The sequence below is a fragment of the Aminobacterium sp. UBA4834 genome, assembly GCF_002400205.1.
GTDB classification, from domain to species: domain Bacteria; phylum Synergistota; class Synergistia; order Synergistales; family Aminobacteriaceae; genus Aminobacterium; species Aminobacterium mobile.
Map to the genome: position 1 here is coordinate 176,068 of NZ_DHFC01000007.1, position 23,516 is coordinate 199,583.

General features: G+C 39.3%; 20 protein-coding genes. 10 read left to right on the forward strand and 10 right to left on the reverse strand.

Annotated elements, in window-relative coordinates; all coding sequences use genetic code 11:
* Complete coding sequence (locus B3L97_RS03650; protein ID WP_286934085.1) at nucleotides 1–1,839, forward strand: ABC transporter ATP-binding protein; 1,839 nt, start codon at nucleotides 1–3, stop codon at nucleotides 1,837–1,839.
* 15 nt (nucleotides 1,840–1,854) lie between these two features.
* Here the strand turns inward: B3L97_RS03650 and B3L97_RS03655 are convergent, their stop codons facing one another.
* Complete coding sequence (locus B3L97_RS03655; protein WP_286846035.1) at nucleotides 1,855–2,547, reverse strand: helix-turn-helix domain-containing protein; 693 nt, start codon at nucleotides 2,545–2,547, stop codon at nucleotides 1,855–1,857.
* Between the two features lie 332 nt (nucleotides 2,548–2,879).
* Between B3L97_RS03655 and B3L97_RS03660 the strand changes: the two genes are divergently transcribed.
* Entirely contained in the window at nucleotides 2,880–4,583 is a 1,704-nt protein-coding gene (locus tag B3L97_RS03660) for a putative bifunctional diguanylate cyclase/phosphodiesterase (RefSeq protein ID WP_286934090.1), read from the forward strand.
* On the opposite strand, the gene B3L97_RS03665 is transcribed toward B3L97_RS03660, so the two are convergent.
* The 4 genes from B3L97_RS03665 to B3L97_RS03680 form a co-directional block, all read right to left on the reverse strand.
* Complete coding sequence (locus B3L97_RS03665; RefSeq protein WP_286934091.1) at nucleotides 4,547–4,759, reverse strand: hypothetical protein; 213 nt, start codon at nucleotides 4,757–4,759, stop codon at nucleotides 4,547–4,549. The two genes, B3L97_RS03660 and B3L97_RS03665, sit on opposite strands and share 37 nt — an antisense overlap.
* A gap of 71 nt (nucleotides 4,760–4,830) precedes the next feature.
* Nucleotides 4,831–5,544 (reverse strand): LrgB family protein, encoded by a 714-nt coding sequence (locus tag B3L97_RS03670; protein ID WP_024822738.1) that lies wholly within the window; start codon nucleotides 5,542–5,544, stop codon nucleotides 4,831–4,833.
* Nucleotides 5,528–5,899, reverse strand: coding sequence for a CidA/LrgA family protein (locus B3L97_RS03675; RefSeq protein ID WP_286846041.1), 372 nt, complete (start codon nucleotides 5,897–5,899; stop codon nucleotides 5,528–5,530). The genes B3L97_RS03670 and B3L97_RS03675 overlap by 17 nt, the downstream gene beginning before the upstream one ends.
* A 143-nt stretch (nucleotides 5,900–6,042) precedes the next feature.
* The gene (locus tag B3L97_RS03680; RefSeq protein WP_024822740.1) at nucleotides 6,043–8,106 is read right to left on the reverse strand and encodes an NAD(+) synthase; all 2,064 of its coding nucleotides are present in this window, start codon (nucleotides 8,104–8,106) and stop codon (nucleotides 6,043–6,045) included.
* Between the two features lie 459 nt (nucleotides 8,107–8,565).
* Here B3L97_RS03680 and B3L97_RS03685 point away from each other — a divergent pair, with 459 nt between their 5' ends.
* Nucleotides 8,566–9,468 (forward strand): DMT family transporter, encoded by a 903-nt coding sequence (locus B3L97_RS03685; RefSeq protein ID WP_024822741.1) that lies wholly within the window; start codon nucleotides 8,566–8,568, stop codon nucleotides 9,466–9,468.
* Nucleotides 9,469–9,493: 25 nt separating this feature from the next.
* On the opposite strand, the gene B3L97_RS03690 is transcribed toward B3L97_RS03685, so the two are convergent.
* Nucleotides 9,494–10,519: a DUF4236 domain-containing protein gene (locus B3L97_RS03690; protein WP_286934095.1), complete on the reverse strand. Its 1,026-nt coding sequence runs from the start codon at nucleotides 10,517–10,519 to the stop codon at nucleotides 9,494–9,496.
* 211 nt (nucleotides 10,520–10,730) lie between these two features.
* Here B3L97_RS03690 and B3L97_RS03695 point away from each other — a divergent pair, with 211 nt between their 5' ends.
* Nucleotides 10,731–11,666, forward strand: a complete 936-nt coding sequence (locus tag B3L97_RS03695) for a DUF1848 domain-containing protein (RefSeq protein ID WP_286934097.1) — start codon at nucleotides 10,731–10,733, stop codon at nucleotides 11,664–11,666.
* Nucleotides 11,667–11,675: 9 nt separating this feature from the next.
* On the opposite strand, the gene B3L97_RS03700 is transcribed toward B3L97_RS03695, so the two are convergent.
* On the reverse strand, nucleotides 11,676–12,932 hold the full coding sequence (locus B3L97_RS03700) for a hypothetical protein (RefSeq protein ID WP_024822744.1): 1,257 nt from the start codon (nucleotides 12,930–12,932) through the stop codon (nucleotides 11,676–11,678).
* 391 nt (nucleotides 12,933–13,323) lie between these two features.
* Between B3L97_RS03700 and B3L97_RS03705 the strand changes: the two genes are divergently transcribed.
* Nucleotides 13,324–14,091 carry a patatin-like phospholipase family protein gene (locus B3L97_RS03705; RefSeq protein ID WP_286934102.1) on the forward strand — a complete coding sequence of 256 codons (768 nt, stop codon included), beginning with the start codon at nucleotides 13,324–13,326 and terminating at the stop codon, nucleotides 14,089–14,091.
* Between the two features lie 39 nt (nucleotides 14,092–14,130).
* Nucleotides 14,131–15,327 (forward strand): hypothetical protein, encoded by a 1,197-nt coding sequence (locus B3L97_RS03710; RefSeq protein WP_286934108.1) that lies wholly within the window; start codon nucleotides 14,131–14,133, stop codon nucleotides 15,325–15,327.
* A gap of 5 nt (nucleotides 15,328–15,332) precedes the next feature.
* On the opposite strand, the gene B3L97_RS03715 is transcribed toward B3L97_RS03710, so the two are convergent.
* A complete protein-coding gene (locus B3L97_RS03715) occupies nucleotides 15,333–16,139 on the reverse strand; it encodes an SDR family NAD(P)-dependent oxidoreductase (RefSeq protein ID WP_286846051.1) in 807 nt (268 codons plus the stop codon).
* Between the two features lie 19 nt (nucleotides 16,140–16,158).
* On the reverse strand, nucleotides 16,159–16,959 hold the full coding sequence (locus B3L97_RS03720) for an acetoacetate decarboxylase family protein (RefSeq protein WP_024822748.1): 801 nt from the start codon (nucleotides 16,957–16,959) through the stop codon (nucleotides 16,159–16,161).
* A 246-nt stretch (nucleotides 16,960–17,205) separates the two neighbouring features.
* Here B3L97_RS03720 and msrB point away from each other — a divergent pair, with 246 nt between their 5' ends.
* Nucleotides 17,206–17,628: a peptide-methionine (R)-S-oxide reductase MsrB gene (gene msrB, locus B3L97_RS03725; protein WP_414630716.1), complete on the forward strand. Its 423-nt coding sequence runs from the start codon at nucleotides 17,206–17,208 to the stop codon at nucleotides 17,626–17,628.
* A gap of 45 nt (nucleotides 17,629–17,673) precedes the next feature.
* On the opposite strand, the gene B3L97_RS03730 is transcribed toward msrB, so the two are convergent.
* Nucleotides 17,674–18,633: a radical SAM protein gene (locus B3L97_RS03730; RefSeq protein WP_286934114.1), complete on the reverse strand. Its 960-nt coding sequence runs from the start codon at nucleotides 18,631–18,633 to the stop codon at nucleotides 17,674–17,676.
* Between the two features lie 391 nt (nucleotides 18,634–19,024).
* On the opposite strand from B3L97_RS03730, the gene cas9 reads away from it, so the two are divergent.
* The 3 genes from cas9 to cas2 are packed head-to-tail and all read left to right on the forward strand — an operon-like array spanning nucleotide 19,025 to nucleotide 23,314.
* Nucleotides 19,025–22,063: a type II CRISPR RNA-guided endonuclease Cas9 gene (cas9, locus tag B3L97_RS03735; RefSeq protein ID WP_286934132.1), complete on the forward strand. Its 3,039-nt coding sequence runs from the start codon at nucleotides 19,025–19,027 to the stop codon at nucleotides 22,061–22,063.
* A complete protein-coding gene (gene cas1, locus B3L97_RS03740; protein ID WP_286934148.1) occupies nucleotides 22,056–22,964 on the forward strand; it encodes a type II CRISPR-associated endonuclease Cas1 in 909 nt (302 codons plus the stop codon). The genes cas9 and cas1 overlap by 8 nt, the downstream gene beginning before the upstream one ends.
* 44 nt (nucleotides 22,965–23,008) lie before the next feature.
* Nucleotides 23,009–23,314 carry a CRISPR-associated endonuclease Cas2 gene (gene cas2 / locus B3L97_RS03745; protein ID WP_286934202.1) on the forward strand — a complete coding sequence of 102 codons (306 nt, stop codon included), beginning with the start codon at nucleotides 23,009–23,011 and terminating at the stop codon, nucleotides 23,312–23,314.
* Nucleotides 23,315–23,516 lie beyond the last annotated feature (202 nt).

Here is a 23,516-nt window from a genome sequence, read left to right on the forward strand (position 1 = left end):
ATGGCGCGTGAAAAGGATTCCCGCACTACTGGGAGAAATCAGATTCGAACGTACATGCTCCCTAGAGGAAGGCGGAATATCGGCAACATAGAAAAAGCTAAAAATCCGCACAATACACTACTTCGACTTTTTTTCTATTTCAACCGTTATAGAATCTCTGTAATATTTGTATGCACTCTTATAGTTCTTTACTCTATTTTAGGCCTCCTTGCCCCCTACCTTATGGGAGTTGCCATAGACCTCTACATTTCCCTTAAAACTACGAAAGGTTTAGTTAACATCGCTTCACTCATGCTCATCGTTTATGTATTAAATAACATATTTCAAGCTATTGCCAATAGAGTCACGAGCAATATTTCTCAAAAAGCTCTCAAACAAATGCGTAAGGATCTTTTTCAACATCTTCAATCTCTGCCTCTCAGTTTTTTTGACCAAACCCCTGCAGGAGACTTAATGAGTCGCCTCACAAATGACATTGATGCTATTAGCCAAGCCATATCTTTAAATATAACATCTCTGCTTGCCAGCATGTTATCAATGGCAGGCATTTTAATAGCCATGTTTATATTAGACACCAAATTAGCCTTGGCCTCCTTATTCGTGGTACCACTTATGTTTGGGTTCTCAGAATTTGTAGCTCGCTACACTCGAAAAGGATACCAACTGTTACAAAAAGACTTGGGTACTCTTAACAGCGTGATGGAAGAATCTATTAGCGGAGCTAAAGTAATCAAGGCTTTTCGCAAAGAAGGAGCCGTAACAGAAACGTTTCTACTCCATAACCAAAGGGTATATACGGCAGGAATTTACGCTAACACCTATGCCCTTTTATTGATGCCCCTAACAGGCGTGCTCGGAAATTTTTTTGTCATCATCCTTGTGAGCTTAGGGAGTTGGCTGGCATTAAAGGGACTTGCTACTGTAGGTTTGATCGCTACGTTCATCAATTATGGGCAAAACTTTATTCAGCCACTTCGCCAGGTATCGAACTTATACAATACTTTTCAGGCAGCTTTAGCTGGCGCAGAGAGAGTTTTCGAAATTATAGATATGGAACCAGAAGGTGAAGACAACGTTTGTACTGTTCCTGGGCAACCACTTCGTGGACATGTATGTTTCGACCACGTTTCTTTTGAGTATAAACCTGGGATACCAATCATTAAAAATCTTTCTTTTGAAACAAAAGCAGGAGAAACCGTAGCATTAGTAGGACCTACAGGAGCCGGAAAAACCACTATCACTAATCTCATCACTCGTTTTTATGAAATTAAAGAAGGGCGAATTACCATCGATAAGGTAGATATCCGCACTATACCCAAATCTTGCTTGCGGCAACAACTCGGCCTCGTACTACAAGAAACCTTTTTATTTTCCGATTCCGTTATGGGAAATATCCGTTTCGGGCGCTTAGACGCAACTGACGAAGAAGTAATAACTGCCGCAAAAATGGCTGAAGCAGATCATTTCATTGGCCTCTTGCCACAAGAATATCACACACTACTATCAGAACGAGGAAGCAACCTTAGCCAAGGACAACGTCAACTTCTCTCTATCGCTCGTGCTATCCTCGCCAATCCAAGAATTTTAATATTAGACGAAGCGACAAGCAACGTAGACACACGTACTGAAATTCGGATTCAAAACGCTCTTCTACATCTTATGGAAGGACGGACCAGTTTCGTAATCGCTCACCGTTTAAGTACAATCCGCAATGCTGACCAGGTTCTTGTAATAAACAAAGGAGAACTTGTTGAAAAAGGAACCCATGAAGAGTTATTACAACGTCAAGGATTTTATTACCATTTATATATAAGTCAGTTTAAAGGACACCTCATATGATGACGTAATATCGCTCTATTTTTTCAAAATACGCTTTAAGGAAATTTTCAGAAGGTTAGCTAAAAATTCCCAGTCTTCTTCAGAAATCTCTTCAACATTTTTTGCAAGGCTGCGTAAGTGGAGAACTATATCTGGATCATATGATGCCATGATTTTTAACAATACCTCAAAGTCCATAGCACTCTGTTTTTTCTCTTGATAAACACCTGAATCATTATCTAGACGAGCCATATAGATACCATATTTTTTTATAATTAAAGTTTTATCTTCTATAGATCCTCTACTTTCCTCTCTTTCTAAATACTCTAAGGTTTGCGGAGAAATGCCTAGAATACCTGCCGCTTCATACAAACTTAGCTCTAGATATTGCCGCATAGCCCGCAACATAAAACTATTCTCTTTTTCATAGCCATCAGCGCAATCTGTTTCACCCAAAAGATAAGAGGAAGTTGTTTGCAAAGCCTTTGCCACAGCAAATACCATCTCTGCGTTTGGGGAACGTTCTCCTCGTTCCCATCGAGAAATTGTTAGCTTCGTGACTCCAATAATCTCCGCTAACTCCTGCTGAGTTAAGCCTCTTTTGCGTCGAACTACTTTTATCCTGTGCCCGATCATCCCTATCTCCTCTTTAATAAAAAAGCCCTTATGGACTACTGTATCCATTGGAATAGATAACTCAATAATCTCTTTGGCTATAAAAATTATCATTTAAGATATTTATCGTTCTTTATTTTTTTAAAAAAAGGAAAACCCCTTGTGCATATCCAATTTGTCGTTTAATATTAATAAAAGTTGATACTTTAATATTTTTATCTATTTCTGGATATCTTTTCAGTATTTTGTTTACTTCCTCCAAGAACCGACCCCGTTAGCGACCATGGACTGGAGAGTTTTGTTTCATCGATCAACGCCTCCTCCTCTTTTCCTAAGCACACTCTCGCTGATATAAAAATTCAGGGGTCGTGAAAAAACAATACGTTATAGTAGAGAGCTTGTGCCAAACGCACAAACCTTTCTTTATAGATAAAGTGAGGCTCATTATGCAAAGAGAATTTTACGTTGAAGAGCATAGTATCCTTCTAGATGAAGACAAAAAAACATTCGCTACCAACGTTCTTCTTTCCGATAAAATAGGGAGCCCTTCTCTTACAAAATCTTTTCATAAAGAAAACTGTTCTATTCTTTCTTTGTTAGAAAACAACATCCCTGAAGCCGTGTGGGAAACGGTGGAAAATTACGGGTCTTGGGAAGGCGCCGTAATAGACGATGGAACACTCCATCGATACTGGATTTCTATTCAACAACTTATAAGCAAAAACAAGCGAAAATTATACCTTGTCAGAGCAGGAATTGAAAAGGGAGGAACGCCTCACATTACAAAGGGGGAAACGTATCCTAACTTGCCATACCAAATTTCTGACCGTACAACGCTTATGTTTCTTTTAAAACAACGCATTAAGAAAAAACTTTCGAGCGACACTTTTGCTCTTATTATTGTTAATTTTGATCGTTTCAGAACTCTTAAAGATGGGAATGGTTCTTTTAGCGGGAAACAGGTTCTTATCCAAACTATCCGATTACTTTTTGCCTTGTTGACTGAAGAAGATTTTTTCTTTAAAACGAGAAATAATGAATTCGCCCTTTTTGTTCCTCTAAAAAAACCTGAACGCCTTTCTTCCCTTATAAAAGGAATTAAAAAGATTTTCTCCCAACCTATAATTGTAGATAATGAAACATTTGAAATCTCAACCCATATAGGAGCAAGCCTTTTTCCCCAGAATGCAGCTTCAGCGGAACAACTTATGCGTTGCGCAGACATGGCGCTTCATCAAGCTAGGCAAAATAAAATTTCAAACGATGTCATCTTTTATAATAACAACATTGAGGAAGAAGTTAAAAAAGTTTTAAGACTCGAAAAAGACCTCTACAGAGCTTTAGAACGGAAAGAGCTTTTTTTGCAATACCAGCCACAAATAGATATAAAAACATCTAACGTTATTGGCGTAGAGGCTCTTCTTCGTTGGCATCGTGGCTACAAAGAAGTTATTTTTCCTAACGATTTTATTCCCATGGCTGAGACTTCCCTTGTTATGATAGATATTGGGAGGTGGGTACTCCAAGAAGCTTTTGTACAGGCCCAAAAATGGATAAAACAAGGTATCCAATTAAACATATCAGTAAATATCTCTCCTGTTCAAATTTATCAAGATCGACACTTAAAAGAAGAGATAGAAAAATTACTTAGAGTTACAAGTATCCCAGCTTCAATGCTTACACTGGAAATAACAGAAAAAACCCTGCGAGATCGTCATGGCCTTTTTGAGAAGGTCATGGGAGAAATTCGTTCCCATGGGGTAAAAATCTACTTAGATGATTTCGGGAAAGGTTATTCGTCTATAGATTTTGTAAAAAGCTTTCCCTTCGATGGAATAAAAATTGATCGAGAGATCATAACAAATGCCCCTCGCTCTGCGAGAGAAAAAAACTTTGCTAATTCTTTCATTCGCATGGCCCATAGCTTAGTTCAACATATTGTTATAGAAGGCGTTGAGACAAACGAGCAAATTAACAGCCTGGACTTAGGTCTCTCCAACCTAAGTATCCAAGGGTACTACTACAGTCCCCCACTCGACGCCGAAAAGATAGCTCCCTTCATTCTAACAAAAAGAAACAGCCTCCATCTGGAGGCTGTTGGTAGATCGTCGATTCAACGATATGATCCGAAAGACATAGGCCCCGTGTAACAAAAGCGCTCACTTAACAAGAAACGAACCTTGTCTGTACATAAATCCCATGCCTCCGGCTCCTTGTTCAGCAGACTTACCATTTCGTTAAGAAGTCCATCTATTATTGCGTCGGTGGCCTTCGGATCTCTAGACGTACTTTCTATCTTAGCAACAAGTTCCTGTGCTTTTGACATAATCTACCCCACCTCCTTCTCCAAGAATTCACAAAGGAGATTATAGCACTCTCTCTCACTATTCGGATCTTCTATTGAGAAATAAAAGAAACAATTCGAAGTAACAAAGGAACCGCTAAAACAGTCAACACCCCACAAAGGCCTGTAGCCAGACTACTAAATGCCCCTTCTATCTCCCCCATTTCAAAAGCACGGCTCGTTCCTACAGCGTGAGAGCTGGTACCTATAGCCAATCCTCGTGCAATCGGATGATGTATACAAGCTATTTTGCACAAAATAGGAGCAATAATAGCTCCTGAAACTCCTGCACCAATTATTGCAAGAACTGTAATAGGGACCACTCCTTCTATAATAAGGGCTATCTCTATACCAATTGGTGCTGTTACAGATTTTGGAACCATGGATAGGAAAAAATCCTCTCCAAAATTGAAAAGACCACAGAGCGACCACACACTTATAAAAGCCGTCAGAATCCCTACACCTATAGAGATTAGAATAGATAAAAGGTTTTCTTTTAGTCGCGAAAATTCCCGATATATCGGAACCGCCAACAAAACAGTCACAGGTCCTAAGAACATGGATATAACATCGCCGCCACTGCGATAATCCTCATAACTATAATCTGTCATTGCTATGATAAGCCCAATGGTCACTGCTGAAAAAATGACTGGCATCAGAACAACCAATCTCGTCTTTTTGCGAACCCAGCCCCCAAGAACATACGTTCCCACCGTAAGAACTATAGCAAAAAGAGGGGTACGAAATATATCAAGAAAGGTTTCCATTCGATCTTCTCTCTTTCCTTCGCAACAGATACTGTGCGGTAACTCCTGTAGCTGCCATTACAAGGCACGTTGAGACAACAACAATAAATATAAATTGAGGGGCGACATGCATAATTTTGTCTTTGCTTGTAATCACTCCTAAAATAACCGGTACAAAGAAAAAAGCCAGATTGCCTAAACAAAAATCAGCTAACTCTCTTAAGGATTCTATAGAAATAATGTTACTGCATAAAAGCACTAATAAGAGCATCATTCCTATGACACTCCCAGGGATAGGGAGCTTTGTAAAAAATTGCAGTGCCTGTCCTATAAAAAATATGACAAGAACGATCAAAAGCTGTTGAAGCAATTTCAAAAAAACTACCTCCTTTAAAAAGGACAACCCTTTTACATTGTAGAGAGGGAACGTAGCACCGGAGGGCTGGATCAGATGTTCCACACCACAAACCTTTTATTTTGTGGAGAGGGAATTCTATTCCTCCTACAAAAAAATTTTAGCTACATATTTTCATCAGGTATGTTTTGCAAATCTTCCATCCATGGAGTTTCTTCGCTGTCGCTAGGAGCTCGATAGTCTCCTCGTGGTGACAGAGAACCTCCTGACCCTACCTTGGGAGAATTTGGAACGCATGACCGCTTATATTGGCTCGTTTTATAAAAACGATGAATAAAAATCTCTAGCCAATATTTGATTTCAGACAAAGTATATTGGTGCCTTTTCTCTAATGAAATATCAGGCCACTCTCCTAGTGTAACATCATGCCATGCACACCAAGAAAGAAACGCTACTTTAGAAGGGAGAAAACCATAACGTGTTATGTAGAATATATTAAAATCTTGAAGCTCATAGGGACCAATAACCGCTTCCGTCCTTTGACCAGGTTGATCCCCTTTTTGTCCTGGAATAAGTTCAGGGCTTATCTCCGTATTCAAAATATCTTCAAGAAAAACAGAAACATCCGCGCCTAAAAGCTTTCTAGATGCAACCCAGTGAATAATATATTGAATTAAAGTTTTAGGCAGGCTTGCATTTACGTTATAGTGAGACATGTGATCTCCCACCCCGTACGTACACCATCCGAGGGCTAGCTCACTCAAATCCCCAGTTCCCACTACCATTCCGCGGTGACAATTTGCAAGCCTAAAGAGAATCGAAGTTCTCTGCCCGGCTTGAACATTCTCAAAAGTTACGTCGTACAGATTTTCTCCCGCAGCATACGGGTGACCAATATCCTTTAACATCTGAAGACAACTCGGACGTATATCGATCGTCCCAATCTGCACTCCAAGAGAATTCATAAGATTATAAGCATTCTTCAAGGTTTTTTCAGACGTCGCAAAGCCTGGCAAAGTATACGCTTTCACATTTTCTCTCGATAGTCCTAGCATGTCCACCGTCTTTGCACATATCAAGAGAGCATGAGTCGAATCAAGCCCTCCCGATACCCCAATTACAAGATTTGTAAGCCCTGCAGCTTTCATCCTCTTAGCAAGCCCCTGAGCCTGAATATTAAAAATCTCATAACAACGTTTATCTCGAAGCTCCACATCCATAGGAACATAAGGGAATCGGGGAATCGTACGAACAGGAGTAATTTTTCCTGAAGGAACTTTCAGTGAAAATTTAATTCTTCTAAAAGGTTCACTATTTCCCCCCTTCATCGTCCTCTTCTCCACAAAACTTGTCATGATCATTCGATCTTTAGCAAGACGGCCAAGATCCACATCTGCCATTACAACTTGGGGATCCCAAGAAAATCGCTTCGATTCTGCCATAAGCTCCCCATTTTCATAGATCATGGCATGTCCATCCCAAGCGAGATCTGTAGTGGATTCCCCTGGCCCCGACGCTGTGTATATATAGGCAGAAATACACCGAGCCGATTGGTTGGACGCTAGGGAGCGACGATATTCTTCTTTACCAATAGTAACGTTAGAAGCTGACAAATTGGCGATAATAGTAGCACCATTCAAGGCAGCATAGCTAGAGGGAGGAATAGGTGTCCACAGATCTTCGCATATTTCACAGAAAAGCCTAAAGTCTGGAATATTTACCGCTTCAAATATCAGGTCCGTCCCTATGGGAACATTCCTCTGTCCTAAAATATCTATGGAATTTACTAAAAGTTCACTCGCTTGACGAAAATGGCGCAGCTCATAGAACTCTCGATAGTTTGGCAAAAAGCTCTTGACAGCAATGCCAAGGATTACCCCTTTAAGTATGACTACAGCACAATTGAAAAGCCCATTCACAACTTTAAGAGGTGCGCCTACAATCACAATCATGTCCATTGAAGCAGTGGCCTCAAGGACCATACCAAGGCTGGACAACGCTGATTTTTGCAATGCATCCTGAAAAAACAGGTCTTCATTCGTATAACTGGACAATCCCAACTCTGGGAAAGCAGCTAAAATCGCGTGTTGGTCATAAGCTTTCCGAGCCAAATCTATAGTCTTGCCCCCATTGTATTCAGGGTCACTTACCTTTAGTTCGGGAATACACGCAGCAACACGTACAAAATTATGATTGTATAAGTTAAAAAAGTCCTTTCTCTCCTCCACAGCTTCCCTCCTTAACTTTTCGTCGTGCTTTAATATAGCAAAAAATAGAAATCCAAGGCCTTCTTGTAAATTATACAGTCTCTGTCAGTTAAAATAACTCTCTTCCCCTAATAAAAAGTGATATTTCCCATCATCAGATCTGAATATTTCACAACGTTTCTCAAGGTAAACTATCGGAAACTCTCGTAATTCCTGCAGGGGTATTTGATCTCTCCCGTTAAGACTTTATAAAAAGACACGGTATCCGCCGATCATTTTTCATACCCTCTTAATAAAAGGAAGAACTACCTTTTGGGCGACTTCTCCTTTACAAAAACTCAGCAGCGCTTTTATGAGAGCATAAAAACTAAAAAATTAATATATACAAAATATATACAAAAATAAAAAAACAAAGACTAGTTTGTCTCAAGGGAATAATGTATCTTAGAGCCATCATATGGAAAGAGAGGCTTAGTTAAAATGAAGACACCTCGAGAAAACCAGCAATCTATTTCTGACAACTATGTGAAAGGGACATTTTTTGCTCTCTTGTCCGCTTTTTTATTTGGTTTTATCCCTATCCTCGCTATATATGCCTATAAAGAAGGGGTTAATGTAATAACATTTCATTTTATTCGGTTCACTCTTGCTTCCATTGCTCTTTTCGCCTTGCTCTTCCGCAAAAAAGGTTACCAATGCTTTTTATTGGGGAAAAAAGACTTCCTGCATATGTTTGTACTTGGAGGCATTCTCTTTACTCTTACTAGTTTTAGCTATTTTTCAAGCTTTCAATATATACCAGCGTCCATGGCTACTCTCATTTTTTATTCATACCCTGCTGTCGTTGCCATCGTAACAGTATACATAAATAGGGAACCTATTACTCAAATGCTCCTCGCCTCCATTATTTTGTCATCGGCAGGCCTTTTTTTTCTTACAGGGGACATCATCTATTCAATTAGTATAAAAGGAGTGTTTTTAGCTGGAGTCGCTTCTTTTTCTTACACCTCATATATTCTTTACGGGAACTCTCTTATGAAAAATATCTCATACCAGATTATTGTCGCCTATGTCTGTTCCTTTTCTGCTTTGTCTTTTCTAATAGCTGGCGTAACTACTCATAATCTGTTGCTTTCTCATACTCCATCTGTGTGGCTTATTTTCTGTTTCATTTCTTTTGTTTCCGTTTCTGGTTTCCTCTCTTTTTTCCTTGGTGTAAAACTAACGACTCCCGCAATCGCTGCCATTCTTAGCATGACAGAACCACTTGTAACCGTTATCCTCTCTATTGTCTTTTTTCGAGAACATCTGAGCTTTTCGCAATATTTTGGTGGAATTTTAGTACTGACAGGATCTCTTATAGCGTTGCTGAAAGGGCAATAGGTACTTAAAAACAAGAATAATTGCTTTATACTAAAGCCCCTTTCTCAGCCGTTGCGATCTCAATTTCATCTTTAGCCCTTTTCTTCTGCCCTAACTCTTCATACACACAGGCTCGTTCATATCGAATGGTTGAAAGCAAATCTGTCGGTCTATCTTTCTTTCGACGTAACGCCGCAGTCAACACATCGCGCGCAGCAGAGAAATAGCCGAGTTTTCTAAGAGCTTTGCCCCTATACAACAACAAAGCGCTATGAAGAGCTGTTTCGTTATTTATACCCTCACTGATCTCTATCACTTCTTTAAGAGCAACTGCCTCTTCAGGGATATTTTTCGATATTTCTATAAGCAGCTCCGCTAAAGAAAGGCGAAGAGACACATCGTGGGGACTTTCTGCCATAAGCTCTCTAAGTATAACAACAGCTTCGTCATACTCCTCCACTTGCTGCAGGGCTTCTACTAAAGCAAGGGAAACTCCCTTTTCATCTGGCCATATTTCCACGTTTACTTCTTCGGAAAGAGGTAAGTGAAGCGACATGCAGACACCTAATTTCTTAAAAAGGGAACCTAGAGAATTCTTTTGTTCCTTCGCTTGACGAAAAGCAACAACCGCCTGCTGAGGATTATTCCCGCTAAGGCTTATAAGCCCAGCCATAAAGGCTGAATCTGCTATATTTAGAGATTGGCAAAAGCAAATTAAAGCTTTGTCTTCGTTAGACTCTAAATACGCCCTCAAGCCATCTATAAAGTTTTCTTCTGATTGCGACAGGAAAAATCTTCTAAAAAAGCCAGGAGAGAGTTTCTTTTTTATAATTTCCTCCCGCGTCGCAATAGAACGCGAACCTGATTCTTTTAAGCTTGAACCTTTTTTCCAGGAGCTCATAGTCGTGTAATAAAGACCCGTCCCAGGAATACCTACTGTCTTCCTTACTCCGCGAGGACCTACCGTTACCTTCGCACCTCTCGCCCCTACAGAAACAGAAGCTCCCGATTTACTCAAATTAATGGAAATACCAGGAGCAACTCTAAAGCGTCTCGTAAAACGAAACCCCATGCCATTCCCTCCCTTGATATGGCTAACCTATCATAGCAACTCTTCGTATTCAACCTAAAAAAGCTACTCTCCACATAAGCGTCGCTATAACGTAAAATACATAAGACCGCTTCTAAATGTCCATCTTTTTTATAACCGAAAGCTAAAAAATTATACTAGGGGAAACTCTGGATACTTTTAATTTAGTGAATGAGTCTCAGGGGGCAGTGCTGTGATTATAAGTGCCAGTAGACGTACAGACATACCAGCTTTTTATGCCACGTGGTTCATAACTCGCTTGAAAGAGGGATTCGTTTATGTGCAAAACCCTATGAACCTCAAACAAATCAGCAACATTCCACTCAATAAAGAAGTCGTCGATTGTATTGTTTTTTGGACAAAAAACGCAATTCCTCTGATAAGCCATCTCGACGCTATAAATCGCATGGGGTTCAGATATTATTTTCTCTTCACCCTCAATCCTTATGATAACAGCATCGAAAAAAGAGTAGGCGACAAAAAAGAAATTATAAAAGGATTTAAAAAGTTAAGCGATACAATCGGGAAAGAAAGGGTTATCTGGCGCTATGACCCTGTTATCATCAATAACAACCTTTCCATTGAATATCATCTTCGCTCATTTTACAAACTGAGCAAGCTGCTTTCTGGCTATACGTCCAAATGTATTTTTAGTTACGTAGATCTATATGCCAAAATAAAACGAAGAGCACAAGAAATAGTAGGAGAGATCGGCATTCAAAATATGCATAAAATTGCTTACGGTTTCTCTGAAATTGCAAAAGAATGGAATATTTCGCTTGAGACATGTTCCGAAAAAATCCCCTTGAGTCAGTATGGCATACAACATGCTTCATGCATTGATAAGAGAACTATAGAAAAAATTACAGGATACCCTCTCAAAGGGACAAACGACAAAAATCAGCGCCCCGAATGTGGGTGCATGGAAAGCATCGATATAGGAGCATACAATAGCTGCTCTCACGGCTGCCTCTATTGTTATGCCAACACAAGCGATGAGACTGTTTACAAAAACATACAACTTCACACCCCTTCTTCTCCCCTGCTCATAGGAACACCACGTGCAAAAAACAAAATAACAGACAGGGCAGTAAAGTTATTGAAAGAAACGCAAATTTTGTTATTGTAACAAAGCTGGTTAAAGACGGTGCACTCCTGCCGCAATAAAAGAAAATCCAGCCTTAGTAAGAGCTTCGGCAGTGCTATTTACAGCCTTATGTTTCAAAAGATAATTACGAGAAAGGGCGTCCCAATCTCCAGAAGCCTCTATTTCCTTTTTATCTCTAAAATAATCAAGGATATCCGAGGGATGGGCAAGTTGCTGCTCATCCTCTGGATTTCCACCTTCATGTTTCGCTGAAATATTAGGTATCGTTTTTACGAGTTCTAACAAGTCATCTCTTCGGTTATAAGGCTGCTGAACAATACTCTTCCATGTTTCCGTAATATGATGTTCTATACGGACTTGGTTTTCTAGTTTAAGCTCCTTGCGAATAGCTGCTGCTTGGGCAAGATGTTCGGCATCAATAGAGTTAGACAGATTAAATCCAGCCAGAGGCGTAGATCCATCCTCCCGTGCAAAAAGCCGAGCAGCAAGCAATGTCCATAAAACGGCATACGGATTATCGTTCCCCATAAAAACTGAGATTTTAAACTTAATATTCACCCCTAAGCGATAAAGAAGGTACCCCAAAAAAACCGTCCCTGGATTAATATTAAGAACTTCATCAACACCGTAATTTACATAGTAATAAAGGAATTCATCAATCCACCGTAAGGGATGGCTGTTAGGTTGCCCGATTCCACCAAAATATCCCGTAATAGTGCTCGGGCCTCCAAGGTGGATGTTAGAACCATCCGTCCCTTTCGTATCAAGAGTTTCTACGCAACTTGCACCTAAAATTTTTATAGCAGCCCGCACTGCGGGCAAATCTTCGTTTTCAGCTTCTTGTTCCTTCATTTTTCTCACGCGAATAAACCGTCCAGGAAGAACTTCCCCTTTTTCAATAGCCTGCTTAACTTCTGCTACGAGCCACGGAAAATATTGGAGGGCACTGATCTCTAAAGTTGGGGCCTTTGTTTCGTCATAGTCCCATATCGGGCGATCTGGGGCAACTCGGGAACGATATTCTGAAAGAGAAATAAAACTTCCGCTATCTTTGGCATTCTGAAGCCATTCCAAATCTTTTATGTAGGGAGATCTTATTCGCTCTAGCTTTTTCATATGGTTTTCTACTTTCCCCGCTTCATGCGCTTTTTTGTTGATTTCGTCTACTGTTCCATACTTTGCAACTACCCTGCTCAAGTCAGACACGGCATCGTTTCGAGGGTCGGAAAGGAAATTATTAATATCATCTACCACGCAAGGAGCAATACTCAAAAACTGATAGGCCATTTCGAAATTCCTCCTCACATATAAAATAATTTTACTTCCCACAGATCCTTCTTACCGCCCAAACACTGTATCTTAATAAACCGTAAACATAATAATAAAACAAAAAGATTACATTTGGGAATACCTCTGTCTTACAAAAAATATTCCTCCTATTGACACTCCGTAATTTTGAGGACATCCTTCCAGCGCTGGGAATACATCGCAGTCTTGACATCAATTATGAACTTGACATTGAAATGGAAGTTGTTGTGGCCGGCGCAGGCATTTTCCCTAACATCTTATCCCAAATAGATTCTCACACAATTGACGAACAAAAGAAAATACATAACAATGATAGTTCTAAAGGATGTAAAAGTTAAAGAACTCACAGATTGAGGAGAAATTAAATGCAATGAAAACATTCATTGGGAACAAAAAAATTGGACTCGCCCTTGGAGGTGGGGCTGTTCTTGGTGCTGCCCATATAGGAGTATTAAAAGCATTTGAAGAATGTAACATCCCCGTAAGTTATATAGCTGGAACAAGTATTGGAGCGTTCATCTCCGCTTTTTTTGCTTTTGGCAAGAGATGGGAAGAAATTAGGGAAATTGCAAGAGGTTTGAATTGGCTTGATATCTCAGGAATATCCCTATCACAATTTGGATTGCTTTCAAATAAAAAACTAGGTCAACTCATTATTGAAAATCTTGGGAACGTTACTTTCGACGAGGCTCATATTCCCGTAGCTATGGTAGCAGCAGACATTACAAGTGGAGAAAAAGTTGTGCTTAAAAAAGGGGATGTGGCAACTGCCGTAACGGCAAGTACATGCATTCCAGGTGTTTTCGTGCCTGTGGAGATAAATAATCAACTTCTTGTGGATGGCGGGATAGTTGAAAATGTCCCTATAACTCCACTAAAAGAGATGGGAGCTGATTTGATTATTGGTGTCGATCTTAACGCTAAACACGGAGAAAAAAGACCTGAGAATATTATTGAAGTGTTACTGAGATCTTTCGATATTGCATTGAAAACAGCCACAAAGTTACAGACTGAAGAAGCCGATATCCTCATTAAACCAGATCTTTTTGCTTTCAATATGATCGATACAGGACAAACAGAAGCCCTTATTGAAAAGGGATATTTTGAAGCACGTAAAACATTAGAAAACATAATCTAGGAAGTGCTGCGAAAACGATATCTAGAGAGGTCTCATGATATGGCCAAATACAGTATGCTTAATAAGGCAGATGTTTCTCTTGATGTAATAATTTTATTCATTATCGGGATGATAATGTTGATTACTGGTACATTGCTTTTCCCAGTATCTGCGGGAATACTCCCTTACTATGAAAATGGCTTGTATGGATTGCTGCTGTTCATTTTTGCTTTACAGATGATCACCCTTGGGAAAACACCTTTTCGAGAAATGCGCCAATCAAAGCTTTTACTTATTATCGGCGTAGTAATTGCATCAATAGGTATTGTCACATGCTTTATTCCTGATATCTTCAACCCAATTCCCCGCATACTGTTGTCCCTCTGCTTTGGCCCGGGGGGGATTTTGCTTCTTATACAAATGGTCTTTTCCAAAGAAAAACTCCGATCATGGTTACAATATGGAAGAAGTTTCCACCACCTCATTTTCGGGTGCGGAGCAGTGTATCTATTATCCATGTTGATTGGAATGCTTATTTGGGATCACAGCCTATTTTCAACGTCTATAACAGCCGTAACCATTCTGATTTATGGGGTAGCAATTGTCTATCTTGCAGAAACTCTTCGACGAATATATCGCATGTATCCAGAAGCAGAAAAATCACGTGAGGGGGATATAGATCTTTCTTCAGATAAAGCTATGATTTTAGTGACAGCTATTTTTATGCAGCTTCTTGGAATACTGCTGATTCCGGTAAATTGGGGGTTGCTTCCTTTTTCCGGAAGTGCACAACTTGGACTTCTGATGGTTATTTTTGCAGTACAAATGCTAGCATTCGGAAATACACCAATCGGGCCATTCTTCCGTTCATGGCTCATGATTTTATTCGGCTTTATATTTGCTGCACTCGGAATTATATCCTGCATTATTCCTGAAATTTTAGTCTCGCCATTAACAGTGCTCATCGGAGCCCTTAACATAATTGGTGGCATCACAACATTAGGGAAAACATGTCTTCCCCTCTTCAAAAAAGGAAGGAATCCACATCTCCCTACGCCTCGAATTCTGGTGAAACTTTATGTAACTCAACTAGCGATGAATCTAGTGGCTATTCTTTTTGGTGTATCGATGTTTGTTTCCCACCTGATTCCAGGACAAATTATTGGCGTGATCCTTACTGCAAATGGATGCATCCTTTTATATTTATTACATATATTGTCTCTTATCGATAAGATAAGGGCAGAGGGTACCAACTAACCACCCTAAAAATAAGTCCCCTTTGTACGATAGTTTTCACGACGCTCACGTGCCAGTTTGCGAATGGTCTTGTCAAATTCTTCTCTGTTCCCCCTATAAAGAGCATCTACATCGCGCATAATTTGAGGGAAAATAATTACAAGAGACTTATTCTCCATTTCCTCAAAAATATAGTCAACTGCATCATCTACACTGATAGAATCTGGGGGCGGTGTTAATTCCCCAAATATTGGCGTACGAACATTGCCAGGACAAAATACACTAAATTGCAGACCATCAGCTTCCAGCTCATATTGTAGGCTCTCGGTCATAGAGATAACGGCGCTTTTACTTGCAGCATATACCGCTTGATAAGGGACAGGAATTCGCCCTGTTATGGACCCCGCGTTTATAATGTGTCCGAACCCCTGCTCTCGCATAAGAGGTATCGCAGCATATGTTCCGTAAACAACACCCATTAAATTTAAGTCAATAATAAATCTCCAAATATCGAAGGTTATCTTCTCTGTAGGAAGTGTCATCCCCATTCCTGCATTGTTGAATACGAAATCAAGGTGTCCATCAAAGGCTTTTGCTGCGCTAATAAGTTTCGTAACATGCTCGAGATTTGTAACATCTACAAGTTGAGGAAAAACTTTTCCTTGATATGCGAGACCCAACCGTCTAGATTCCCTTTCAAGATTTGTCTCGTTTACATCCCCCATAAAGACTGCCATAGCGCCCCTTGCAAGCAAATGCTCTGCTATTCCCAAGCCTATGCCAGAAGCAGCTCCTGTTACCACTGCTACTTTATTTTCAAAATATCCACTCATATCACACCCCATTTATCCTCTACGGCAAAATTCTTGAATCGCCAACGTTGAGCCTAGCAGTACCTTTTGCCATTGCCACGCTAACATGTTTTAATATTGGCAAATCTGCAAGAGTACTGATAATCTTGAACTGTAGCGGATGCTGCTCCTGAGTGAGTTTTGTCCATTGAATTCCGCCTTCACACGCCCAAACCCGCTTCGCCATCATCTCTTGTGGATAAAGAGTTGCGTGACTCAACGTAGCGCCACCTTTGCCAAGATTGGGCAAATAACGCCATCCAAAGTAATTTGTTTTGTAATCTTTGTTTATTTCATTAACATCCTTTTCGCAAAGTTCGCTTTTTCTTAGAAAATCAACCTTGAGGAAATTATTATTTTCATAGCTTGCACTCGTGTACCAATGGCTACCAACATGATGTTCGGCAGAAATATCAGCAAAAACTTTAGGCATACCGTCCTCTTCGCGCCCCCCAATAATGGCGCAGGCGTGATTTTCCCAAATTACAAACACATATTCACCAACAAGCCCTTCTGAATTACCCAAATATCGAACAGGTGCTGTAACTTGTATGAGGCGATATTCCCCACCTGCCATCCAATCTACATCACGACAGTTTGCAAATTGAACACTTACCAAAGGCTGTCGAAGCTCAAAGTCCTCCGGAATAAGTTGTAGTAAAGCCTCTTGTTCTGTTTCATACTTCACACTGATACTCGTCATATCTCCATACTCTGTTCTCACCGGATAAAAAGGATATCCTCCAAAATGTACCGGCATTTTGTAAACATAATCATCATTAAACCTGAATTTGCCTCTCAAAACACCACCTCCATGCATAACAGTTTAAATTATTATATAATATTTATTTTCGTTGAACAATATAATAATAACGTTCCTAATTTGCTTTTGCACCATGTTAAAATTTAAAAACTATTTTTACTCTCATCTTTTCGTTATACTGAGAGATATCTATACTTATAATGAAAGAGTATGGTAGAGAAAAAAGAGGGTGACATTATGAGATGTACGTTGCTGTCATTGCTCGTTGGATCGATTATATTTTTCATGGCAACACAAACGTATGCCGCAACCATAAAAAGAGAGGAAAAGAGCGATGATGAGTGGGAAGCCATCCTCACGCCGGAACAATACGCTATCACCAGAAAAAAGGGGACAGAACCTCCTTTCTCAGGAGCATATTGGAACTCACACGAAAAAGGAACGTATGTTTGTGCTTGTTGTGGAGCTTGGCTTTTTTCTTCAGAAGAAAAATTTGATTCGGGCTCAGGTTGGCCAAGCTTCTGGGCAACCGTAAAAGATGCTCCTATAACAGCAAGACAAGATTTCTCTTTCGGAAAGGAACGAACAGAAGTTCTTTGCGCCCGCTGTGACGCTCACTTAGGACATCTTTTTCCAGACGGGCCTGAACCTACTGGAATGCGATATTGCATAAACTCAGCTGCTTTGAAATTTATTCCTGAAGAATAAAGAAGGCACACGTAGCCTGAAAAAATTGAGTCTATTAGGCAATAGTTACATTTGATGGCAAACATCAAGCCGTAGTTTAAGATTATGGGCAATGTGGATAACTTTGAGATATTCAGCATGAGTTGGGCAACGGTTTATCTCTTGAAAAGTATCGGACGATACCTCTCCCGCGGGATGATACTGAGACATTACATTAACATAGGTATAGGGAGAAACTTTCTCTGCAAGGAAACGGAGAATAGCCTCACTGCCAGCAACTTCTCCAGGCATAACTAAATGGCGCACAAGGAGACCTCGTTTCGCCAAACCATGTTCGTCGAGCTTCAAATCTCCCACTTGGCGATTCATTTCCATAATTGCCTCGCACGCAACTTCTGGATAATCAGCAGCCGTGAGATAACGAAAAGCCTGAGCGGCGCTCCATATTTTGAAGTCTGGCATATAAATATCAATGATCCCTTCAAGAAGTCGCAGGCTATAGAGTGAATCATAGGCTGAAGTATTGTAAACGATTGGCAGGCGAAGCCCTTTTTCAGCAGCAATTGACACCGCTGCAATAATCTGTGGAACCACATGAGATGGAGTTACTACATTTATATTGTGGCAGTCAGCAAGTTGCAACTCTAACATAAAGGCAGCAAGCTGTTCTGGAGTAATTTCAACACCATTTCCCAAATGAGATATTTCATAGTTCTGACAAAAAACACAATTTAAATTGCAGAAAGCAAAAAAAATCGTGCCACTCCCATTTTGCCCACGTAAACAATCCTCTTCTCCAAAATGTGCAAAGTGGCTTGAAACTCGTGCAAGTAGTCCTGTTTTACATATTCCTGTCTCGCCTGCCAGACGGTTCGCTTCACAACAACGGGGACAAAGGGTACAACTTTCGAGATCAGCTAGAGCCCGTTCCGCTCGTCGCTTTAATTCTCCACTATACAAAAGAGAAAGATATGCTGGCTCAAAATCTCGGCTCAAGAGAGTGAATCGATCGACACTATAATCCATAGACTCTTCCCCCTCAACAATATTCCGCAGAATGTTCTTCGAAGGGCTTTATCTTTACCTTTGGCAAACTTCTACCATTTTAGCCACAATAAAAAAAGGACTTCAAACACATCAAAGCATTGAAGTCCCTTACTCTTTCTTATATGGTGCCGGAGGGGAGACTCGAACTCCCACAGACCCAAGGCCCGATTGTTAGTGTATATTACTATTAAATAAAAAACGCCCCCAACTGGGAGGGCGCGAGGTCGTTTATCTCTAAGATGAAATAAACGGAGCCTTTCGGGCAAAAGCCCTTACTGTAAACAGTCTGGCAATCACCGCTTAGATACACTTATTTTATTAAACAATATAAATTTGTTTTTGTCAATTTAATATAAAGGGAGGAAGAAACTTGCTTATACAAACAAAAACAATTTTAGGTCTAGATGTAGGGACAAATTCAATAGGCTGGGCTCTCCTGGAAACTCAAGGAGAAAAGCTTCTTTCTATAACAGATACCGGCGTTCGTATTTTCCCAGAAGGAGTTGCAAAAGATAACAAAGGAAAAGAAACTCCACTTAACCAAGAAAGGCGTCTCGCAAGAAACATGAGAAGACTTACACAAAGAAAAGCCGGACGCATGAAGCATCTTTTACTGACATTGCAGGAAAACAATCTTCTTCCCCACGGAAATCTCTTTGATTTAGAAGGCTCTCTAGCCATTTTAATGAGAGAGGATCCCTATCTCTTACGAAAAAAAGCATTATATGAACCATTAGAACTTCATTTTTTGGGGAGAGTCATCTACCATCTTGCACAACACCGAGGTTTTCTTTCAAATCGGAAAAACACTTCTAAAGATGAAGAAGAAAAAGGTGCGATGAAAACTAGTTTTTTACAAACGGAAGAAACAATGGAGGAAATGCATGCTTTAACTTACGGAGAGTTTTTAGCAAATGTAAATCCACACGAACAACGCAGACGGGGCCAATATATTTTAAGACAATGGATAGAAAATGAATATGAAGAAATTTGGTCCCGCCAATGCATATATTATCCGGAAATTTTAACACCCAAACTTAGAGAACATATAAAAAGGATCATTTTTTATCAACGCCCGCTTAAGCCTGTTAATCATCTTATTGGAAATTGCCAACTTGAATCCCACCGGAAAAGAGCTCCCATGGCTTTCCCTGAAGCGCAAATTCTCCGTATGTTACAAATAGTAAATGATACGTTAATACAATATAAAGGGCAAACAAGGGAACTAACAGAACAAGAGCGCTCTATACTTATAGAGAAACTCCTTCTAAAAAACTTAAAATTTAATGATGCGCGCAAACTTCTAAAATTACCTAAGGGCAGTTCTTTTAACATGGAAAATGGGACTCAAAAATATTTTCTTGGGGTTTCTACTGTTCCCAAATTTATAAAAATTTTTGGAGATAAATGGGACACTTTAAGTTCTCAAGATAGATCCCAAATTTTTGAAGACTGGTGGAGTTATACCAATGAAGAAGCCCTTATTAGAAGAATGCAAAAGAAATGGGAGCTTCCTTTAGAAAAAGCCCAAAATTTTGCCAGTCTAGAACTAGAAAGTGGATATTCTGCGTTTTCTAGAAAAGCTTTATCTAAGTTAATACCTCTTCTTAAAAAAGGATTCTCTCTACAAACATCCATTACAAAAGTTTACGGAGGGAAAGGTTATCAAATCGGTACTAATAAACTTTTGCCTGCAGAAAATATAAGGAATCCTATTGTTCAACGTGCACTTTCTGAGATACGGAAAGTCGTAAATAATTTAATCAAGGAATATGGAAAACCAGAAATAATTCGTATAGAACTTGCTCGAGATCTCAAACAAAACACAGCGCAGCGACAAGAAATTTTTAAAAAACAAGAACAAAGAAGAAAACAGAGAGAGAAAATAGCTCATAAAATTACTCAAGAAATTGGAATTGAGAACCCATCGGGCCGATATATAGAAAAAGCATTGCTTCATGAGGAATGCAAAGGCATTTGTCCATATACTGGCAAGAGTATTAGCTATAATGATCTTTTGGGTGCTCATCCGCTTTTTGACATAGAACATATTATCCCTTTTAGCCGTTGCCTTGACAATTCTTTTAATAACAAAACTCTTTGTTTCGTAGATGAGAATAGAAATAAAAAAAAGGATCACACACCTTGGGAAATTTATAGTCATGATGTGGAAAAGTGGCAAGAAATTATTCAGAGAGTGGAAAAGTTTGGCAACTTTGAGAAATTAAGACGTTTCAAATTAAAAGATGTGTTTAATGGCGGAGATGACTCTGCCTGGGAAGAATTCACAAGTCAGCAACTAAACGATACACGATACATAACTCGTTTTGCTACTCGTTATTTAAACCAACTTTACGACTCCGATGGGAAAAAACATGTACAACCTATAAAATCAGGGAAAATCACTGCTTTTCTTAGAAATGCATGGGGACTTAACAATATATTAGGTAATGGGATAAAAAACAGAAACGACCATAGACATCATGCTATAGATGCTATCGTAATAGGACTTACATCTACTTCTGCCATAAAAAGCCTCTCTATAGCATCCCAAAAGAGCTTTCGTCCTGGAAGTTTTAATCCAGATAGTTTTCCTCAACCTTGCAACAATTTTCTTAATAAAACAAAAAAATCTATTGATAAAATCATTGTTTCTCATAGAGGTTCTTACAAGATTAATGGCACGTTACATAAAGAAAAAATGTACGGTTTTATAAAATCAAACACAAAGGATAAAACTGTAAATGCTGTAATTCGTAAACCCATAGAAGACCTTTCTACAAATGAAGTCGAAAAAATAGTTGACCCTGTAGTGAAAAAAGCCGTAGAAGAAAGGTTGAAAGAATTAGCCTGCAAAGAACCAAAGAAAGCTTTTGCCGCCAAAGAAAACCATCCTTTTCTTCTTTCTAAAGACGGTAGCCAAACACTTATACATAAAGTAAGAGTGTTCCAAAACGTTAACCCCAAAACAATTGGTCAAGAAAAAAATAAGCGAAACGTTTTAACATCGAATAACCATCATCTTGAATTATATCTATCTAAAAACAATAGTGGAAAAGAAACATTCCAAGGGAAAGTTGCGACTAATCTAGAGATGGTACAATCTTTAGCAAAACTAAAAAAGTATAATTCCCGTCAATCTCTTTATCCGTTCCACGATGAAAAGGGAAATCCTCTCGCTATGGTTCTATTCAAAGGAGATATGGTAAAAGTTACTTTGAATGGGAAAGATGTTATATGTGTAATTCTATCAATATCAAACGGAGATATTGAAATGAGACTTCATAATGATGCAAGAATTAACAGTGACAGGAAACATGAACGCATTCGTTTTCGATCATATACTACTCTCTATAATGCTAATATAAAAAAACTTACTGTATCACCAGCAGGTTTTATTCGTGAATAACTGTCTAATAGATATCAGCGAGGCTTCCGGTTATTTACATACCAAAAATCGACAACTTATAATTCAGTTCAAAGATGAATCACCACCTGCTTCTGTACCTATTGAAGACATTACAGCTCTAGTTATCTCTTCTCCGGATACAATATATAGCCACCAACTTCTATCGGCTTTGAGTGAAAGCGGCGTTTGCCTTATTGTTTGTGGTAGGAATCGCCTTCCAAATGGGATTCTTTTGCCAATACAAGGTCATTCCACACAAACGGAACGTTTAAAAGCACAAGCTGAAGCTAAATTGCCGCTAAAGAAACAACTTTGGAAAAGTATTGTACAAGCTAAAATAACAAATCAGGCTCATCTACTTAAAAAGTTACGTGGAGATGATTTCGGACTTCTCTATCTCTCTAACAAGGTGCGCTCTGGAGATCCTGATAACAAAGAAGGACAAGCAGCAAAAATTTATTGGAGTAATCTGTTTAACACCTTTAGCTTTACCAGAGGAAGAAATGAACCCCCGCCAAATAATTACCTTAACTATGGCTACGCAGTTCTTCGTGCTATTGTTGCGAGAGCTATATGCACATCTGGACTTCATCCTTCGTTAGGTATACACCATCATAATCGCTATAATTTTTTCTGCCTTGCTGACGATATTATGGAACCGTTTAGGCCTATTGTAGACGAAGAAGTTGTACAATTAGTTCGTAAAAACAAAATCGAATTATCTCTGAATAGCGAGCATAAAAAACAGCTTCTCCAAGCTCTAACAAAATCTTTTGTCTTTAATGGAGAAACAAGAACTCTTTTTGATATTATTTCCCGCATAACATCAAATCTAGCCCAAATCTTTCTTGCCGGGAAAGGCACATTTTGTTTCCCTAACATTATTTCAAAAAGAAAATGACGAGAAAAAAACAGGAGGAGGCGAAACTCTCGCCATATAGAAGTATGTGGGTTATTGCAATGTTTGATCTACCAGTGGGTACTAGAGAAAATAAAAAATCATATTCCACCTTTCGCAAAAAACTTCTTAATGAAGGTTTTATGATGCTTCAATTTTCTGTTTACGCTCGATTTTGTTCAAATTCTGATTCCGCTTCAACTTACCGTTCTAGAATACAAAAAGTTTTACCTCCAAATGGGCAAGTAAGGCTTATTTATCTCACAGACCATCAATTCGGACGAATGGAAGTTTATAACGGGAAAAAACGCACTGCTCCAGAAGGAAGACCTAAACAAATTATGCTCTTTTAAAAGGGTAAAAAAACAGCTAACCTCGATGAAAACTAAGGTTAGCTGGCTCATAGTGTACCTAAGCGGTGGTTACCAGTCAATTACAGCCAATGAGGATGGACAGCCTCAGGTTTTAGAGTGTACCTAAGCGGTGGTTACCAGTCAATTACAGCACTATTGGCGAAGACCCAAATGTTCATATAGTGTACCTAAGCGGTGGTTA

Excerpts from the sequence above, each read along its gene's own strand:
- B3L97_RS03650 (WP_286934085.1), top strand. The coding sequence starts at position 1 with ATGGCGCGTGAAAAGGATTCCCGCACTACTGGGAGAAATCAGATTCGA.
- B3L97_RS03655 (WP_286846035.1), bottom strand. The coding sequence starts at position 2,547 with ATGATAATTTTTATAGCCAAAGAGATTATTGAGTTATCTATTCCAATG.
- B3L97_RS03660 (WP_286934090.1), top strand. The coding sequence starts at position 2,880 with ATGCAAAGAGAATTTTACGTTGAAGAGCATAGTATCCTTCTAGATGAA.
- B3L97_RS03665 (WP_286934091.1), bottom strand. The coding sequence starts at position 4,759 with ATGTCAAAAGCACAGGAACTTGTTGCTAAGATAGAAAGTACGTCTAGA.
- B3L97_RS03670 (WP_024822738.1), bottom strand. The coding sequence starts at position 5,544 with ATGGAAACCTTTCTTGATATATTTCGTACCCCTCTTTTTGCTATAGTT.
- B3L97_RS03685 (WP_024822741.1), top strand. The coding sequence starts at position 8,566 with ATGAAGACACCTCGAGAAAACCAGCAATCTATTTCTGACAACTATGTG.
- B3L97_RS03690 (WP_286934095.1), bottom strand. The coding sequence starts at position 10,519 with ATGGGGTTTCGTTTTACGAGACGCTTTAGAGTTGCTCCTGGTATTTCC.
- B3L97_RS03700 (WP_024822744.1), bottom strand. The coding sequence starts at position 12,932 with ATGGCCTATCAGTTTTTGAGTATTGCTCCTTGCGTGGTAGATGATATT.
- B3L97_RS03705 (WP_286934102.1), top strand. The coding sequence starts at position 13,324 with ATGAAAACATTCATTGGGAACAAAAAAATTGGACTCGCCCTTGGAGGT.
- B3L97_RS03710 (WP_286934108.1), top strand. The coding sequence starts at position 14,131 with ATGGCCAAATACAGTATGCTTAATAAGGCAGATGTTTCTCTTGATGTA.
- B3L97_RS03715 (WP_286846051.1), bottom strand. The coding sequence starts at position 16,139 with ATGAGTGGATATTTTGAAAATAAAGTAGCAGTGGTAACAGGAGCTGCT.
- msrB (WP_414630716.1), top strand. The coding sequence starts at position 17,206 with ATGGCAACACAAACGTATGCCGCAACCATAAAAAGAGAGGAAAAGAGC.
- B3L97_RS03730 (WP_286934114.1), bottom strand. The coding sequence starts at position 18,633 with ATGGATTATAGTGTCGATCGATTCACTCTCTTGAGCCGAGATTTTGAG.
- cas2 (WP_286934202.1), top strand. The coding sequence starts at position 23,009 with ATGTGGGTTATTGCAATGTTTGATCTACCAGTGGGTACTAGAGAAAAT.